This window comes from Pantoea sp. At-9b (assembly GCF_000175935.2).
Lineage (GTDB): Bacteria > Pseudomonadota > Gammaproteobacteria > Enterobacterales > Enterobacteriaceae > Pantoea.
This window is the reverse complement of the sequence record NC_014837.1, coordinates 2,192,438-2,209,611: the sequence shown is the minus strand read 5'-3', so window position 1 is coordinate 2,209,611 and position 17,174 is coordinate 2,192,438. Positions and strand designations below refer to the sequence as shown.

Annotated in this window: 15 protein-coding genes; 7 read left to right on the top strand and 8 right to left on the bottom strand. The window is 55.9% G+C overall.

The window, feature by feature from the left end; genetic code table 11:
* The first annotated feature begins 193 nt into the window (after nt 1-193).
* Nucleotides 194-1,870, top strand: coding sequence for a methyl-accepting chemotaxis protein (locus tag PAT9B_RS10140; RefSeq protein ID WP_013509172.1), 1,677 nt, complete (start codon nt 194-196; stop codon nt 1,868-1,870).
* Here the strand turns inward: PAT9B_RS10140 and PAT9B_RS10135 are convergent.
* The gene (locus PAT9B_RS10135; protein ID WP_013509171.1) at nt 1,828-2,709 is read right to left on the bottom strand and encodes a LysR substrate-binding domain-containing protein; all 882 of its coding nucleotides are present in this window, start codon (nt 2,707-2,709) and stop codon (nt 1,828-1,830) included. The genes PAT9B_RS10140 and PAT9B_RS10135 overlap by 43 nt on opposite strands.
* A gap of 129 nt (nt 2,710-2,838) precedes the next feature.
* Between PAT9B_RS10135 and PAT9B_RS10130 the strand changes: the two genes are divergently transcribed.
* Together PAT9B_RS10130 and PAT9B_RS10125 are read left to right on the top strand one after the other, a co-directional pair.
* Nucleotides 2,839-4,005 (top strand): methionine aminotransferase, encoded by a 1,167-nt coding sequence (locus PAT9B_RS10130; RefSeq protein WP_013509170.1) that lies wholly within the window; start codon nt 2,839-2,841, stop codon nt 4,003-4,005.
* A 15-nt stretch (nt 4,006-4,020) separates the two neighbouring features.
* On the top strand, nt 4,021-4,800 hold the full coding sequence (locus PAT9B_RS10125) for a transporter substrate-binding domain-containing protein (RefSeq protein ID WP_013509169.1): 780 nt from the start codon (nt 4,021-4,023) through the stop codon (nt 4,798-4,800).
* 82 nt (nt 4,801-4,882) lie between these two features.
* Here PAT9B_RS10125 and pepT read toward each other — a convergent pair whose 3' ends face one another.
* Entirely contained in the window at nt 4,883-6,109 is a 1,227-nt protein-coding gene (gene pepT / locus PAT9B_RS10120) for a peptidase T (RefSeq protein WP_013509168.1), read from the bottom strand.
* A 131-nt stretch (nt 6,110-6,240) separates the two neighbouring features.
* On the opposite strand from pepT, the gene PAT9B_RS10115 reads away from it, so the two are divergent.
* Nucleotides 6,241-7,836, top strand: a complete 1,596-nt coding sequence (locus PAT9B_RS10115) for an ABC transporter substrate-binding protein (RefSeq protein ID WP_013509167.1) — start codon at nt 6,241-6,243, stop codon at nt 7,834-7,836.
* A 3-nt stretch (nt 7,837-7,839) separates the two neighbouring features.
* Here PAT9B_RS10115 and PAT9B_RS10110 read toward each other — a convergent pair whose 3' ends face one another.
* Nucleotides 7,840-8,766, bottom strand: a complete 927-nt coding sequence (locus PAT9B_RS10110) for a LysR family transcriptional regulator (RefSeq protein WP_013509166.1) — start codon at nt 8,764-8,766, stop codon at nt 7,840-7,842.
* Nucleotides 8,767-8,915: 149 nt separating this feature from the next.
* Between PAT9B_RS10110 and PAT9B_RS10105 the strand changes: the two genes are divergently transcribed.
* A complete protein-coding gene (locus tag PAT9B_RS10105) occupies nt 8,916-10,337 on the top strand; it encodes a M20 family metallopeptidase (protein ID WP_013509165.1) in 1,422 nt (473 codons plus the stop codon).
* Entirely contained in the window at nt 10,334-11,608 is a 1,275-nt protein-coding gene (locus PAT9B_RS10100) for an MFS transporter (protein ID WP_013509164.1), read from the top strand. The genes PAT9B_RS10105 and PAT9B_RS10100 overlap by 4 nt, the downstream gene beginning before the upstream one ends.
* A gap of 89 nt (nt 11,609-11,697) precedes the next feature.
* On the opposite strand, the gene aldA is transcribed toward PAT9B_RS10100, so the two are convergent.
* The 3 genes from aldA to PAT9B_RS10090 all read right to left on the bottom strand — a co-directional run bounded on the left by aldA (nt 11,698) and on the right by PAT9B_RS10090 (nt 13,784).
* Nucleotides 11,698-13,134, bottom strand: a complete 1,437-nt coding sequence (aldA, locus tag PAT9B_RS10095) for an aldehyde dehydrogenase (protein WP_013509163.1) — start codon at nt 13,132-13,134, stop codon at nt 11,698-11,700.
* Nucleotides 13,135-13,336: 202 nt separating this feature from the next.
* Nucleotides 13,337-13,435, bottom strand: a complete 99-nt coding sequence (locus tag PAT9B_RS30580) for a YoaK family small membrane protein (protein WP_150105782.1) — start codon at nt 13,433-13,435, stop codon at nt 13,337-13,339.
* A 25-nt stretch (nt 13,436-13,460) separates the two neighbouring features.
* Complete coding sequence (locus PAT9B_RS10090) at nt 13,461-13,784, bottom strand: hypothetical protein (protein WP_013509162.1); 324 nt, start codon at nt 13,782-13,784, stop codon at nt 13,461-13,463.
* Nucleotides 13,785-14,151: 367 nt separating this feature from the next.
* Between PAT9B_RS10090 and rhaT the strand changes: the two genes are divergently transcribed.
* Nucleotides 14,152-15,186 (top strand): L-rhamnose/proton symporter RhaT, encoded by a 1,035-nt coding sequence (gene rhaT / locus PAT9B_RS10085; protein ID WP_013509161.1) that lies wholly within the window; start codon nt 14,152-14,154, stop codon nt 15,184-15,186.
* Nucleotides 15,187-15,241: 55 nt separating this feature from the next.
* On the opposite strand, the gene rhaR is transcribed toward rhaT, so the two are convergent.
* Nucleotides 15,242-16,105: an HTH-type transcriptional activator RhaR gene (gene rhaR / locus PAT9B_RS10080; protein ID WP_013509160.1), complete on the bottom strand. Its 864-nt coding sequence runs from the start codon at nt 16,103-16,105 to the stop codon at nt 15,242-15,244.
* Nucleotides 16,106-16,120: 15 nt separating this feature from the next.
* On the bottom strand, nt 16,121-16,942 hold the full coding sequence (rhaS, locus tag PAT9B_RS10075) for an HTH-type transcriptional activator RhaS (protein ID WP_013509159.1): 822 nt from the start codon (nt 16,940-16,942) through the stop codon (nt 16,121-16,123).
* Between the last annotated feature and the right edge of the window lie 232 nt (nt 16,943-17,174).

The window sequence follows — 17,174 nt, the reverse complement described above, 5'->3', positions numbered from 1 at the left end:
TTTTGCAAACGTTTTTTTAAAACAAATTTCCCTGCATCCCTCTGATTTCATTCAGACAATCCTTTCCCTCAAGCGAACGAACCAGCAATTAATTAGCTTACGAAAGCGGTACATTTTCTGAATCCACTGCCGATAAACGCAATATGCCCGATTTTATCGGGCCTCCATTGCGGTTCACATCAAGGGATTTCGTATGGGTATCTTAAAAAATTTTACTATTCGCGCCGTCATGCTGACCATTCTCGGGCTGTTTTGCCTGTTGTGGTGCGCCGTCGGCTTATTTAGCGTCCATTCCCTCAATGCTCTGGGTGAGGGGAACGAGGTTGATCGTCTGCTGGTGAATCAGATGACGGTACTCAGTAAAGGTAACGATCAATATTTTCGCGTGGTGACACGTCTTTCTCGCGTGATGGAGATGCGTGCGGCGGGCACTGCGCTGCCTGCTGATGCTTTTGCTTCCGTACAGCAGGCGCTGGACAGCATGAAGCAGCAGTTGGAACAGTTTAAAGCGATGGCACCCGGACCGATGGATGCTGACACCGCCAACAACGTGATTACCAACTGGCAAAAACTGCTGGATGAAGGCATTGCGCCCCAGGTCTCGCTGGCACAACAAGGGACGCTTGAGGCTTACCGCGCCCAGGCCAATAACGTGACGCCGGCCCTGAGCCGTGCGTTCGGTGCCAGTGCAGAGAGTTTTAACCAGGCGGCAGGGATCAAGCTGGACGATACGCGTGTCACCGTGGACAAACTGACCAATGTCACTAAGGTGATCATTCTGACGGCGGTGGTAGTGGGTCTGCTGATTCTGCTGTTTACTGACCGCTACCTGGTCGCCATGCTGGTGAAGCCGCTGGATCGCATTCGCGATCACTTTGCGATTATCGCGCAGGGCGATCTCAGCCAGCCGGTGCAGGAATTTGGGCGTAACTGTGTTGGCAAATTGGTGCCGTTACTGCGGGCGATGCAGGACAGCCTGCGTGAAGCGGTCAGCGCGATACGCAGCGGTACTGAAAATATCTATCGCGGTGCGGCAGAAATCTCGGCAGGTAACAACGATCTCTCTTCGCGTACCGAGGAACAGGCTTCGGCGCTTGAGCAGACCGCCGCCAGCATGGAGCAGTTAACCGCCACGGTGAAATTCAACGCCGACAACGCGCGTCAGGCCAGCTCTCTGGCGGAAACCGCCACGGGCACCGCCCAGCAGGGCGGTCGTCTGGTGGGCGAAGTGGTCACCACCATGGCCGGGATCTCCGGCAGTTCGAAGAAAATTGCCGAAATCACCAACGTCATCAATAGCATCGCGTTCCAGACCAATATCCTGGCGCTGAACGCTGCGGTCGAAGCGGCGCGAGCCGGTGAACAGGGCCGGGGCTTCGCGGTAGTGGCCAGTGAGGTGCGTAACCTCGCACAGCGCAGCGCCAACGCGGCGAAGGAAATTGCCACCCTGATTGAGGATTCGGTGCAGCGTGTCGAAAAAGGTTCTGATCTGGTCAACAGCGCCGGTCATACCATGAACGACATTCTGAAATCGGTGCAGGATGTGAATGAAATCATGAAGCACATCGCATCCGCGTCAGAAGAGCAAAGCAAAGGCATTTCGCAAGTGGGCACGGCGGTGACGGAGATGGACAGCGTTACGCAGCAGAACGCCTCGCTGGTGGAAGAAGTGTCGGCGGCGGCCAGTGCGCTGGAGCGTCAGACGGAAGAACTGCAAGCGTCAGTGGCGAAATTCCGCCTTGCGCCCGCTGCGGCGGTCACCCCTGCCGCAACCCCACCGGCAACACCGTTGTTACGTCGTCCGACGTTAAATGCCGCGCCTGCGACTCAGCCTAAATCGGCCAGCGCAGACGAATGGGTTTCTTTCTGAGGCTGACAAAGCCACGCCACCAGTTCCTGCAGGAACGGTGGCGCATCACGCTCGGCACGATGTAGCAAGCTGTAACTCGCCCCGGTAGTGACGCAGTGGTCAAACGGGGCGGTCAGGCGGCCATTCGCCAGATCGTTCTGCACCAACGATATATCTGCCACCGTGACACCAAATCCCTGAATAGCTGCGCTGATCGCCAAATCCATGGTGGCAAAGTGTTGGTTACGCGCCATGGGCACGCTGACCTGCTGCGCATTGAGCCACAGTTGCCAGTCGCGCGTGTCATTGGTGGGATGCAGAAAGGTAAAACGCGACAGCGCAGCCACGTCAGTTGGCGGCGGCACGCTGCTGGCCAGCACCGGCGTCAGACGTTCATCAAAGAGAGGAATAGCCTCCGCAGGCGCGCTGCCATAGACAATCGCCGCATCGAAATTGTCCAGCTGCGAGGCATGATCGAGGGTGGTGGTGAGCGCCACATGGATTTCCGGCCGCTGCTGCTCCAGCGCCACGAGGCGCGGTACCAGCCAGCGCATCGCGCAGGTCGGGGCTTTCAGCCGAATCGACACATTGCTACGGCTGGCTTTCTCCGTGGCATTCACCAGCATGGCAAACCCCTGCTGCAACTCCGGCAGCAAGGCCGCGCCTTGTGAGGTCAGATGCAGCCCACGGGCATGGCGTTCGAATAACGCAAACCCCAGCCAGCTCTCCAGTGCCGCAATCTTGCGGCTCACCGCCCCCTGGGTGATGCACAGCTCATCAGCAGCGCGCGTCAGATTGAGGTGGCGCGCCGTGACCAGAAAGGCGTGAATCGCGTTGAGCGGCAGAGCGGAGCGGGACATAACAGCCTCAGCTATGATTAAAAGTCATGGCTATTATGACAACAATTCGCTTGTCGACTCAAGCGACAGACCGTTGAATAGAAATCTAATTTCCTTACGTGGTTATGCAATCCTTTAGGCGGAGTTACCATGTCCATCCAATCAAGTGTTCAGACTTCTTCAAAATTACCTGATGTTGGCACCACCATTTTCAGCGTGATCGGGCAACTGTCGGCGCAACACAAAGCCATTAACCTGTCTCAGGGCGCGCCCAATTTTCCTTGCGACCCGCAACTGGTTGAGCTGGTCAGTAACGCCATGCGCGAAGGGCATAACCAGTACGCACCGCTTACCGGCCTGCCCGCGTTGAAAGAAGCGCTGGCACAGAAAGTACACACCCTGTACGGCCAGCAATATGATGTGGGCAGTGAAGTGCTGATCACCGGCAGCGCCAGCCAGGGTATCTACATGGCGATCTCCGCGCTAGTGCATCCGGGCGACGAAGTGATTTTCTTTGAACCGGCTTTTGACAGCTATGCGCCCGTCGTGCGTTTGCAGGGCGGTACGCCGATTGGCCTGAAATTGCAGGTGCCGGATTTTGCCATCAACTGGGACGAACTGCGCGCCACCATTACGCCGCGTACCCGGATGATCATCATCAATACGCCACACAACCCCAGCGCCCAGGTGTTAACCCCGACGGATCTGGATCAACTGGCACAGCTGACGCGCAATACCGATATCGTGGTGCTGTCCGACGAAGTGTATGAGCACATCGTGTTTGATGGCCGTCCTCATTGCGGCATGGCGACACACCCGGAACTGGCGCAGCGCAGCGTGATCGTCTCCTCGTTTGGTAAGACTTTCCATGTTACCGGCTGGCGCGTCGGCTATGCGCTGGCACCGGCCGCGCTGATGACCGAAATCGTCAAAGTGCATCAGTTTATGATGTACGCCGCGGATACCCCGATGCAGGTTGGATTCGCGCAGTATCTGCAACAGCCGGAAAACTATTTGCAGCTGTCGCCGTTCTATCAGCAGAAGCGCGATCGCCTGATGTCACTGATGGCGGATTCGCCGTTTAAATTGCTGCCTTGCGCCGGTTCCTTCTTTGTTTTAGCCAGTTATGGACATTTCAGTGACGAAAGCGATAGCGAAATGGTAAAACGTCTCATCGTCGAACACGGTGTGGCAACCATTCCGTTGTCGGCGTTTTATATGGACGGCACAGACAATAAATTAATCCGTTTGTCGTTTGCCAAAGACGATGCGACATTACAGGCCGGTGCAGAGGCGCTCTGCCGGGTCAAAGGGTAACTCAGGGGTATAACAATGAAAAAATTAAACGCACTTTTTATCGCGCTGGGCATGCTGACTTCTGCTCATGCGTTGGCGCAGGAAACGTTACGCTACGGTCTGGAATCACAATATCCGCCGTTTGAAAGCCGTAACGCACAGGGCGAATTGGAAGGTTTCGATATTGAACTGGGTAAAGCGATTTGCCAGACCGGCAACTTCAAATGTAGCTGGGTTGAAAGCAGCTTTGATGCCTTGATCCCGGCGTTGCAGGCGAAGAAGTTTGACGCCATCAACTCGGCGATGAACATCACCGAAGCGCGCGCGAAAAGCATCGATTTCACCAAACCGATCTACCGTATCCCAACCATGCTGGTGGCGAAAGAGGGCCAGGGCCTGCTGCCAACCGCTGAGTCGCTGAAAGGCAAAAACATTGGCGTGTTGCAGGGTTCTATTCAGGAAACCTATGCCAAGAAGCACTGGGAATCGCAGGGTGTCACCGTGACCTCTTACCAGGACCAGAACCAGGTTTATAACGACATGGTCGCCGGTCGTCTGGATGGTACCCTGGTGATGTCGGCTGCGGGCCAGTCTGGTTTCCTCGATAAGCCGCAGGGTAAAGGTTTTGCTTTCGTCGGCAAACCGGTGGAAGACGACACCATCCTCGGTTCAGGCATCGGTTTTGGCCTGCGTAAAGGTGATGCTAAGTTGAAGCAGGAGCTGGATGCGGCCATCACTAAAGTGCAGACCGATGGCACCGTTACTAAGCTGGCAGCCAAGTTCTTCCCGGGCATTGATGTCAGCGCCGCGAAGTAAAGTTTAAAACCGCGCGATGAATCGCGCCGCTACAACCCTGTGCCTTGCCGTAGCGGCGCGATTTATCGCGCAATGTTTTGTGCTATTTAGCCGCTAAATAGCACAACGCCTCCGCCACCTGATACGACTTCACAAACGACGGCACCGGCAAAAATTCAAAACGCGAATGGAAATTGTGTGCGCCGGTAAAGAAATTCGGCGTCAGCAAGCCACGCGCTGACAACGCAGCACCATCCGTACCCCCACGCATCGGAATCACTTTCGGCTCAATTTCCAACTGCGCCAGCGCGCTAAAAATTAAATCAATCGCACGACGATCGTCGCCAATCGCATTGCTGATATTGCTGTAGGTATCATTGATACTCAGGGATACCGCGCCGGTGGGATAGCGTGCCGCAATCTCATCCGTCACCTCGACCAGCTGCTGCTTCTTCGCATCAAAACCGTTAAGGTCGAAATCGCGAATGGATGCTTTCAGCACCGCGCGACTGGCGTTGGCCTGCATATCGTTAAACCAGATATAGCCTTCGCGTCCTGCGGTGTGCTCCGGTGTCGCCAGACGATCAAAACGGGCGATAAAGTCATGCGCCATCAATAACGGGTTAACCAGCACGCCTTTGCCAGACATCGGATGGGCGGCCACACCGGTAAACACAATCTCAGCGGCGGCGGCGTTAAAGTTCTCAAAAACCACCTCTCCCAGCTCACAACAGTCGATAGTCCAGGCAAAATCGACGTTGAAGCGCTGCTCGATGTCGAGCGCTTTGGCCCCACGCAAGCCGATTTCCTCATCCGGTACAAACGCCACACGGATATCGCCGTGATCGCCGTGCAGGTTCTCCAGCAGCGTCATCACCACCGTAACGGCGGCTTTGTTATCTGCGCCGAGCACGCTGGTACCGTCGCTGAAGATAATCTCCTGGCCGAGGTAGGGGGCAATCTCCGGGTGTTCTGCCACGCGTAGCCAGATATCCTGGTGCGTATTCAGACAGAGATCCTCACCGGTGAAGGTTAAGGTTTGTGGATGAATATCCGGCGATAAGCCAACATCGACGGTATCAATATGGGTAATAAAACCGATGCGTGGCGCGTCAGGACGGTTGCCGCGCTTCAGCGCTGTCACCGTGGCATGTTGGTCGATGACGATCTCTTCCAGCCCCAACTCGCGCAGTTCGGCGGCTAACAGCTCAGCCATGGCGTGTTGTGATGGCGTGCTCGGCAGCGTGGTGGATTTGGCATCGCTCTGGCTGGAGACCGCCAGATAGCGATAGAAGCGCTGAGTCAGTTGGCGGGCGAGTTGGTCTGTCATCACAATTCCTTATCAGTCTCATTGCGTGGTTGAGGGTTCGCAGCGCGACTAAATCATGTTAATTATTAATCAGATGAACGACTGATATACCGATGCTGGCTCATGGAAGTCAATAAAAAGCGAGAAACAAGATGAAAAAAATGATGGCAAAATTGGCGCTCACCGCGCTGGGTCTGGCGATCGCCAGCAGTGTTTCAGCCAAAACCCTGGTTTACTGTTCAGAAGGCTCACCAGAAAACTTCAACCCACAGCTTTACACCGCAGGCACCAGCGTCGATGCCAGTGCGGTGCCGGTGTTTAACCGGTTAGTCGATTTCACGCCAGGCACCACCGAGTTGGTGCCGAGCCTGGCGCAAAGCTGGGATATCAGCCCGGACGGCACGGTCTATACCTTCCACCTGCGCCAGGGCGTGAAGTTCCACAGCAACAAATTCTTCAAGCCGACGCGAGATTTTAACGCTGATGACGTCATCTTCTCGTTTATGCGGCAGATGGACCCGAACAATCCGTACCATAACGTGTCCGGCGGGGTGTATTCCAACTTCAACAGTCTGGAGTTCGCCACGCTGATTAAGAAAATCGATCGGGTTGATGACCACACGGTCCGTTTCACACTGGCGCATGCTGAAGCGCCTTTCCTCGCCGATCTGGCGTGGTATTTTGCCTCCATCCATTCGGCGGAATATGCCGACCAGATGCTGAAAGCCGGGACACCGGAAAAGGTGGATATGGAACCGATTGGCACCGGCCCGTTTGAGCTGGTGCAGTATCAGAAAGACTCGCGCATTCTCTACAAAGCCTTCCCGGAATACTGGCAGGGCAAGGCGAAGCTGGATCGCATCGTATTCTCGATCACGCCGGATGCGTCAGTGCGTTACGCCAAACTGGAGAAAAACGAATGTCAGATCATGCCATTCCCCAATCCGGCTGATCTCGACAAAATGCGCAAAAATCCTGACCTGACCCTGATGCAAAAGTCCGGTTTAAATACCGGCTTCCTCTCCTTCAACACCACCAAAGCACCGCTGGATAACGTGAAAGTGCGTCAGGCGCTGGCGATGGCGATCAACAAACAAGCGATTATCGATGCGGTGTTCCAGGGCACCGGTACGGTGGCAAAAAACATTCTGCCGCCCGGCGTCTGGAGTGCGGATAACAATCTGAAAGATTACGACTACGATCCTGAGAAGGCGAAAGCCTTGCTACAGGAAGCGGGCATCAAACCGGGCACCGAGATCTCGCTGTGGGCGATGCCGGTCCAGCGGCCTTACAATCCTAATGCGCGACGAATGGCGGAGATGATTCAGGCCGACTGGGCGAAAGTGGGTATCAAAGCCAATATCGTCAGCTATGAGTGGGGCGAATATCTCAAACGTATCCGCAATGGCGAGCACCAGGCGGCGCTGATGGGCTGGACCACCGCGACCGGCGATCCGGATAACTTCTTCGGTCCGCTGTATAGCTGCACCTCGGCGAAGGACGGTTCGAATTCGGCGAAGTGGTGTTATGCGCCGTTTGATAAAATCATCACTGAGGCGCGTGCCGAACAGGATCACAACAAACGCATTGCGCTGTACCTGGAGGCACAGCAAATCATGCATGACCAGATGCCTGCGGTGATGATTGCCCACTCGACCATCTTCGAACCGGTACGTAAATCGGTTACCGGTTATCAGGTGGACCCGTTTGGCAAACACATCCTCTATCCGGTGGATATCCAGCAGTAAATCTCAGGGCTTCCAGCGCTGGCGCAGGGGTTCCTCCAGCGCGTTGAGCTGCTGATGGAGAAAGTCCAGCAACAGATTCAGGGCGGCACTTCGGGGCCGCCCTGATTGCGTCTGGAGTTGCAGCGTGCGTTGATTTAACTGGTCGATCCCGACCGAACGCAGGATCAACCCGTGCGTTTCCGCTTCATACAACACGGTAAACGGGCTGCTGATGGTCACGGCCAGCGGGGTGCGCAGCAGGAAGTGATAGAGGGTGGAGAAGTTATCGCAGGTCAGCACCGGTTCTACCACGTTCCCGCTCATATGGCAGGAGAGATCAAACAGTTGGCGCACCGTGGTGTTTTGCTCTGGCAGTGCCAGCGGATACTGGCTGAGATCCGCCAGCGTGACCTGTTCGGCGTGGGCCAGTGGATGGCTGTGATGCATAACCAACAATACCGGCGCGGGCCAGGAACCAATCACCTCGACACCGCGTTCGGCGTGCAGACTGAACTGTAACGCCAGATCGCATTCCCCGTTACGCACCAGCTCGGCGACGCCCTGAGTACTGGCCACTTTCAGGCTGAACAACACGCCGGGATTACTGGCGCGGAAATCGGCAAACAAGCGCGGCAACAGGGTGAAGGCCATGCCATCGGTACAGGCGACGCGGATTTGCGTGCGCCGCACGGCGGTCAGGCCCTTAATCTCCGCCAGCGCATACTCCATCTCCAGCATATTTTTACGCACCTGATGGGCAAAAATTTCCCCCGCTTCGGTCAGTACCATGCCGCGCGCGTGGCGCTCAAACAGAGGGACACCGACCTGCACCTCAAGCCGCTGAATCTGGCGACTGATGGCGGATACCGCGACAAACAGCTGTTCACTGGCGGCGCTGAGCGATCCGGCATTCACGACGGCGAGGAAATAGCGGATCTCGCTACTTTGCATGTTTCTGCCTCCTGATGGTGCATGCCTCATAATCGGGCAGCCTGGCTTTGCTTTAAAAGCAAATCTTACTCGATAAATTGATAATTGTGGCAAATCAGCCTTTCCGCAAAGATAAGGATGATGATAAAACCAACAACAGACAGGCAAACATGACAGCACAACAGGCCGTACAACAGGCCAGCGACTATTTTGATAGCGGGGAATTCCAGCAACAGCTGGCGCGCCGGGTGGCGCAGGTGACCGAAAGCCAGCGCGCGGATCGGGACCAGCAGCTCCATGATTATCTGCACAAGGAGATTGGCCCGCAGCTGGCGGCGCTCGGTTTCACCCTGCATTTTATCGACAATCCCGTGACCAGCCATCGTCCATTCCTGGTGGCGGTGCGCATTGAAGACCCGGCGTTGCCGACCCTGCTGAGCTACGGCCACGGTGATGTGGTATTTGGCGATGATGAGAATTGGCGTGCAGGCTTATCGCCATGGCAACTGAAAGAAGAGGGCGATCGCTGGTATGGTCGCGGCAGCGCGGACAACAAAGGCCAACATTGCGTCAATCTGGCTGCGCTGGAGCAGGTGTTTCAGGCACGCGGTGGCCGCCTCGGCTTTAACTGCAAAATGCTGTTTGAAATGGGTGAAGAGATCAGCTCACCGGGGCTGGCCGAACTGTGCGAGCAATACGGCGAACTGCTGAAGGCTGACCTGTTTATTGCTTCCGATGGCCCGCGCCTGAATGCGGTGCGTCCCACGCTGTTTCTCGGCTCACGCGGTTGCGTCAATTTCCGTCTGACCATCAACGCCCGCGACAATGCCTACCATTCCGGTAACTGGGGCGGCCTGCTGACCAATCCGGGAACACAACTGGCCAATGCCATCGCCACCCTGGTCAATACCCAGGGGGTATTGCAGGTTGCGGCCCTGAAACCGACTTCTCTGACCGACGACGTGCGTGCCATCCTCAGCGATATCGAGGTGGGCGGGATGCCGGGCGATCCGGCAATCGATGTGACCTGGGGCGAACCGGGCCTGACGCCCACCGAACGTCTGTATGGCTGGAATACGCTGGAAGTGCTGGCGTTTCTGACCGGCAACCCGGCACGGCCAATGAACGCCATTCCCGGTAGCGCTACCGCCGTGTGCCAGCTGCGATTTGTGGTCGGCACCGACTGGGAAAATCTGGCGCAGCATATCGAGGCGCATCTGCAACAGCATGGCTTTGACCAGGTAAAAGTGGAGTTTATGCGCGGCTCACCGGCCACCCGTCTCGATCCCACCGATCCGCTGGTGAGTTGGGTGCTGGACAGCATGGCTTTGACCAGCGGCAAAAAACCGGCGCTGTTGCCTAACCTTGGCGGCTCCCTGCCCAACGAAGTGTTCTCCGATATTCTCGGCCTGCCGACGCTGTGGGTGCCGCACTCCTATCCGGCCTGCGGTCAGCACGGCGTTAACGAGCATATGTTGAAATCCATCGCCCGCGAGGGTCTGCAAATCATGACGCGTCTGTTGTGGGATCTGGGTGAGCAAGGCACAACGCTGATTGCCCGTCACCAGGCGCATGCCGGAGGTGCCCAATGAGTAGCATCAGTCACAGCGCACCTGCCAGCGCGGTTAAACCCAATCTGCACAAAACCCTGTTCGCCACCTGCATCGGTAATGCGCTGGAGTGGTTCGACATTGCGGTATATGGCTTTTTTGCCAGCTATATCGCCCATGCTTTTTTCCCGACCAGCGATCCCTCGGTATCGTTGCTGCTGACCTTTGGCAGCTTCGGGGTTTCATTCCTGATCCGTCCGCTGGGGGCGATTGTGCTCGGCAACTACGCCGATCGCCACGGTCGCAAAAAAGCGCTGTTGTTGTCGATCAACCTGATGATGCTGGGCGGCGCGATTATCACCTTTATGCCGGGCTACGCCACAATTGGCCTGCTCGCACCGGTGTTGATTCTGCTGGCACGTCTGATTCAGGGCTTCTCCGCCGGGGGCGAATTCGGCAGCTCCACCGCATTTCTGGTGGAACACTTCCCGGAGCGTAAAGCCTTTATCGCCAGCTGGCAGTTCGCTACCCAGGGAGCCAGTACCCTGATGGCATCGGCGTTTGGCCTTGGCCTGACGCAGATCCTGACGGAAAGCCAGATTCAGGAGTGGGGCTGGCGTATCCCATTCGCCTTTGGCCTGCTGATTGGTCCGCTGGGTATTTATATTCGTCGTCACGTGCATGAGCCGGCCAGCTTTGCCCAGCAACAGCCGGAGGCCGCACCGCTGAAGCGTCTGTTTGGTCGTCAGAAGGAGCTGATGTTGCTGGCGATCGGCTTAATGGTGATCTCCACCGCCGTTAACTACATGCTCAACTATGTGCCGACCTATGCCACTAAAACCTTGCACCTGCCGGGTTCGGCGGCGTTCAGCGCCACTTTGCTGGCCGGGGTGATTTTGACGGTGGTCACGCCGTTGATGGGCTTGTGGGCCGAGAAGGTTGGGCGTGTGCCGTTGATGTGGGGATCGTTGATTCTGCTGCTGGTCACCATCTACCCGGCGTTTACCCTGGTGGTGAATCACACCACGCCGATGACGTTAATGCTGTTGGTGGGGTGGATGGCGCTGCTCAAGTCGGTGTACTTCTCCACGGTGCCTTCGGTGATGGCCGATCTGTTCCCGATTGGCACGCGCGCCAGCGGCATGGCAATCAGCTATAACATCGCGGTGACGGTATTTGGCGGTTTTGCACCGCTGATTTGTACCCTGCTGATCAGTGCGACCGGTACCAGTCTGGCACCGAGTTATTATCTGATGGCGGTGGCGTTGTTGAGTGGTATTGCGCTGGTACGCAGCAAACAACGGCTGAATTAACAGCTTACGTAGCGGCGCGATTTATCGCGCGGGTGTTTCCGACATCGCGCATCAAATTGCGCGATAAATCGCGCCGCTACGGGTTATTTTTACGAAAACTGCAAATACGCTACATGGGTTTGCAGATACTCTTCCAGGCCATGACGGCCATCGGCACCGCCAACGCCGGATTTACGCCAGCCGGCATGGAACCCCTGCATTGCTTCGAAGTTCTCGCGGTTAATGTAGGTTTCACCGAATTTCAGTTTACGCAGGGCAATCATCGCGCTATTGAGGTTTTGCGTGTAGATCGATGAGGTCAGGCCATATTCACAGTCGTTTGCCAGGTTGATTGCCTCATCCAGCGTTTTAAACGTCATCACCGGTAGCACCGGACCAAAGATCTCTTCGCGCATGATCTCCATCTCCTGACGCACGTCGGTGATAATGGTCGGCTCAAAATAGAAGCCTTGCTCACCGACCCGTTTACCGCCGAGAATCACTTTCCCGCCTTGCTCCACAGCCTTCGCCACTTTTTGCTCGACGCGACCCAGCGCAGCTGCGGTGATCAGTGGTCCCATATCGATGTCAGTACGCTCAGCCGGGTTGCCGAATTTCACCTGTTTAAAAGCATCCGTCAGCGCGCTGATAAAGCGATCGTAAATGCCTTCCTGCACGTAAACGCGTTCGGCGCAGTTACACACCTGCCCGGTATTGATGACACGCGAACTGACAATGGCTTTCACTGCCAGTTCGAGGTCGGCATCGTCCATTACAATCGCCGGGGCTTTCCCGCCCAGCTCCAGTGACACTTTCGTCACATTCTTCGCGGCCGCTTCCATGGTGGCGATCCCGGCATTCACGCTGCCCGTAAGGCTGACCAGACCCACTTTGGGGTTGGCTGCCAGCTCCTGGCCGACCTCCGGGCCATAGCCGTAGACAAAATTGATGACCCCGGCAGGCAAGCCGATATCATGCAGAATCCCGGCAAAAATCGCCGCGTTATTCGGTGTCAGTTCACTGGGTTTAATCACGATGGTATTGCCGGTGACCAGCGCCGGTGCCGCCTTGCGTGCAATCAGGAAGAAGGGGAAGTTCCACGGCAAAATACCGGTGGTCACCCCGATGGCTTTCTTAAACACGAAAATGTTTTCGTTTGGACGATCGCTGTTAACGATTTCGCCCTCATAGCGGCGCGCCCACTCGGCCATATAGTCGAGATAGTCGGCGGTGAACAGCACTTCGGTTTGTGCCAGCCCCTGCGTTTTCCCGCCTTCGGCGACGATAGTGGCGGTGAGCTCCGCCTCGCGCTGACGAATGCCGACGGCGATTTTACGCAGCCAGTTACCGCGCTCAATCGCCGGTAACGCTTCCCAGGCCGGTTGTGCCGCTTCAGCGGCAGCAATCGCCTGGCTGGCAACCTGTTTGGTGCCTTCTGGCACGCGCGACAGCAGGGCTTCGGTGGCCGGGTTGATCACCTCAATCCATTTGTCGTTCTGATTGGCAACAAACTCGCCATTAATGAAATGTTGATGGTGCGTTGTCATCTGTAGGGTCTCCGCGATCGCTTTGGTTAAATTTGTGTGAAATGCAGAGTGAAGCAGATCAAGGTGTAGCACCTTTTCGTCATTGCCAGGGTGGGGAGGCAGATGGCAGCGAAGAGAAGAAACAGATGACAAGCGCAGCATATCTGGCGAAATGCTGCGTATTCAGTAGGTTAGCTGATGGAACGGCGAAGTCTGAAAAAGGTTACGACCCCGGCATCATCGCGCCGCTGGCGATAAACCAGGCGAGGAAGCTGACACCGGCAATAATAATGGCGATGGGGAAAAGCAGTCCGATTTTCATGATTATCACTAAAGTGAAGGCGGGTTCAGGTCAGTTGAACCAGCGCACGATGCGTTTTCATCATACTGAACAGCTGGAACTGCGTGGCATCGTCAATTTCACGCAGATGTTCACCCTTTTGATATTGAATACTGTGTATGTGACCCAGTTGTCGCCACACCACAATCGCTGAGGCCAGCAGGGCGCAGTTATTTTCGCTCTGTACGCACTCAAGGCGAGCATAGTGTATCTCTTCCAGCCCGTTTATAAAGATGTTAAGTGATTCGGGCGGCACAATGGCGCGGATATCATCCAGCATTACGCGACTCACCGGACGTGAGAGCAACAGCGTCAACCTCTTGGTATTCATCCCAATCCTTGTCCTGATGATTTTCCTCAACGTTATACGGATTAATTGCGGCGGGGGGAAGCCACGATCCGTGCTTTGTGTGATTGCCATGTTAATGCTGCGCGTGGCACTCAGGTTAAAACTGTGCTGATCAACACAACAATTCCAGAAAATATCGATAATAATAAGTGAGTTATCTTTTTTTCTGACGTGCCTGCCTGCAAATGCGATTTTGTGATCCTTATGTTGAAAACCCACCGGATATTGCCAATCCCGCCCACTCTCCGGCAGCCATTCAAAGGCTGAGGAAAAGCTGACCGCCGTAGACTGCCGGGTAATCGGGAGACCGCCGGTTTCCTGTTGGCCTCAACCTTACGAAGGAATAACAATGAACAGTGCCATCATTGCAGGTATTTTCTGGCATCTGGTGGGTGCCGCCAGTGCCGCATGTTTTTATGCTCCGTTTAAACAGGTGAAAAAGTGGTCGTGGGAAACCATGTGGTCGGTCGGTGGTGTGATGTCGTGGCTGATCCTGCCGTGGGTGGTGAGCGCGGCGCTGCTGCCAAACTTCTGGGCGTACTACAGCAGTTTCAGCTTCTCACAACTGCTGCCGGTGTTTCTGTTCGGTGCCATGTGGGGCGTCGGTAACATCAACTATGGCCTGACCATGCGTTATCTGGGGATGTCGATGGGTATCGGCATTGCCATTGGTATTACGCTGGTGGTCGGTACGCTGATGACACCGTTGTTGCAGGGCCGTTTTGTCGAACTGTTCAGCTCGGAAGGGGGCCGACTGACGCTGCTGGGGGTGTTTGTGGCGTTGATCGGCGTGGCTATTGTTTCCCGTGCCGGATTGTTGAAAGAGCGTGCACTGGGGATTAACGCGGAAGAGTTTAACCTGAAGAAGGGGTTGGTGCTGGCGGTCATTTGCGGCATTTTCTCCGCCGGGATGTCCTTTGCGATGGATGCCGCCAAACCGATGCACGACGCGGCGGCCAGCCTGGGTATCAACCCGCTGTATGTGGCGCTGCCCAGTTATGTGGTGATTATGGGCGGTGGCGCGTTGGTTAACCTTGCCTACTGCTTTATTCGTCTGGCCGTGAAGCCAGAGCTTTCCGTGCGTGCCGACTTCTCGGTGGCGAAACCGATGCTGTTCGCCAACATCGCCTTTGCCGTGCTGGGTGGCACCATGTGGTATCTGCAATTCTTCTTTTACGCTTGGGGCCACGCCAAAATTCCGGCGCAGTATGACTTTGTCAGTTGGATGCTGCATATGAGTCTGTACGTGCTGTGCGGGGGGCTGGTCGGCCTGGTGCTGAAGGAGTGGAAAGCCGTCGGACAGCGTCCGGTGCGGGTGTTGTCGCTGGGTTGTGTGGTGATTATTATCGCCGCCAATATTGTCGGATTGGGGATGGCGTCTTGATGGGGCATATTCATTGCCGGGTTTGTAGCGGCGCGATTTATCGCGCCACTACGAATTAGTGCGATTCACCAATTAGCGCCGGGCGCTGTGGCAAAAAACGCTGCCGCCAGGCGCTCGGCGTGAGGCCGGTTTCACGCGTGAACACCACCGAGAAATAGTTGCTGTCATCAAAGCCGCAGCGCGCGGCCACTTCACTGATGAGCCAATCTTGGGTACGAAGCAGGTATTTTGCCTGGCACAGCTGTAACTGACGCAGATAATGACCGACGGTCATCCACGTTTGCTGACGGAACAGTTGCTTCAGCCCGCGTTCACTCAACTGATTTTGCTGACAAAAGGTAGCGAGATCGAAAGGGCGGTCAATCGCGCCCTGTAACGCCGACATCAGCAAATCCAGTTGTTCGCCTTCTGGCAACGCCCAGGGCCGATCCGCCGCATAACCGTGGCGACGTAATATCAACGCCAGTTGCAGAAACAACGCTTCCGAAAGCTGGATCGACAGCGGGTCGCTTTTGCGACTTTCACGCTCCAGTTGGGTGATCACGCCGCGTGCCAAGGCCATGCCGCGCGTGGTCAGACGCCAGCAACCGGGGGATTCCGCATCCTCGGCAGGCAGCAACTGGCTCCAGTCCAGTCCCAGATGAAAGCGGTCACGGCAGTAGAGAATATTATCCAGCACCAGATCATTGACGCTGTCGTAACTGTGGCAGTCGTTATCGCGGATATAAAAGACATCGCCACAGGTGATCAGCCACGGACGATCGTTGAGAACATGCAGGCCGTTGCCGCGCCAGACGATGACAATCTCACTGAACTCATGTCGATGTGGCGGGAACGAAGGTTGTGGCAGGCGTTCGGCCACCGCAATTGGCAGGCTGGGGGCCGGGAAGTAGTCTTCGCGCGTCAATATTAGCGACATGAGGGGCACTCCAAATTACATCATCTGCTGGCGCTCCGCCCGGGGCGCACAGCCAAACTCCCGCCGAAACAGCGTGGAAAAATGGTTACTGTCACCAAATCCGCACTGGAAAGCGATATCCGTAATGCGCATATCGCTGTGTCGCAACAGGTGGCGAGCCTGGAGCAGACGCAGCCGGTTCAGATAGCGCTGCGGCGTGTTGCCGGTTTGCTGCTTCATTTGACGATGCAGGGTACGCAACGACAGCGAAAATTGGTCCGCTAAGGCTTCCCAGGCAATTTCTTCACTGTAGTGCTCATTAAGCCAGTCGAGCAAACGATGCAGACGCGCTTCCTGATCCTGCGCGACCTCGTTGTGACCGGCCTCGCGTAACAACACCAGCAGTTGCAGGAACGCCTGCTCCTGACGTGCCTGTTTCTCCAGTGACCAACTGCCCTGCGGATTCATCTGCGCCACGATCTGCAACGCCTGCGCCATCACTTTTTGGTTGATGCGCCAGTGCGAACTGTAGTTGCCATCTTCCTCACGCGGCAACAACGCCTGCAAGCCAGAGAGAAAACGAAATGCTGCCGGGCTGCGATACAGCACGTTGGTCAGGCATAAATTGTCGGTTTGCTCATAAAGATGGCGATCGTGATCGCGCACAAAACACACGCAACCGGCGCATAACGCCTGCGGCTGACCATTAAACACATGGATGCCAGAACCCTGTTCGACCAGCACGATCTCATGGAAATCATGGTGATGTTCGGGAAAGGCCAGCTGCGGCACGCGCGGTTCAATAGCAATGGCGTACTCCCCGGCGGGGAAAAAATCTGCGCTGTGTAAAACGGTCATGGATCGCCTCTCATTATTAACAAAACCGTAACCGAGTCTACTCAGGCGATCGGCACCTTACCTTGAATTTCACACCGGTGGATGCAGGAAAATGGCTAATTTTTCAAGATCTCCCGAGTTGATGCAGAAAATGCGGCAAAGCTCACAACTCGACGCTTGTGTGGTTCTGTGAGCTGCCTCACGAACATCTTTGCCACGATGCCAGTGGGTCTGTTGCGCTGGCAGTAACGGG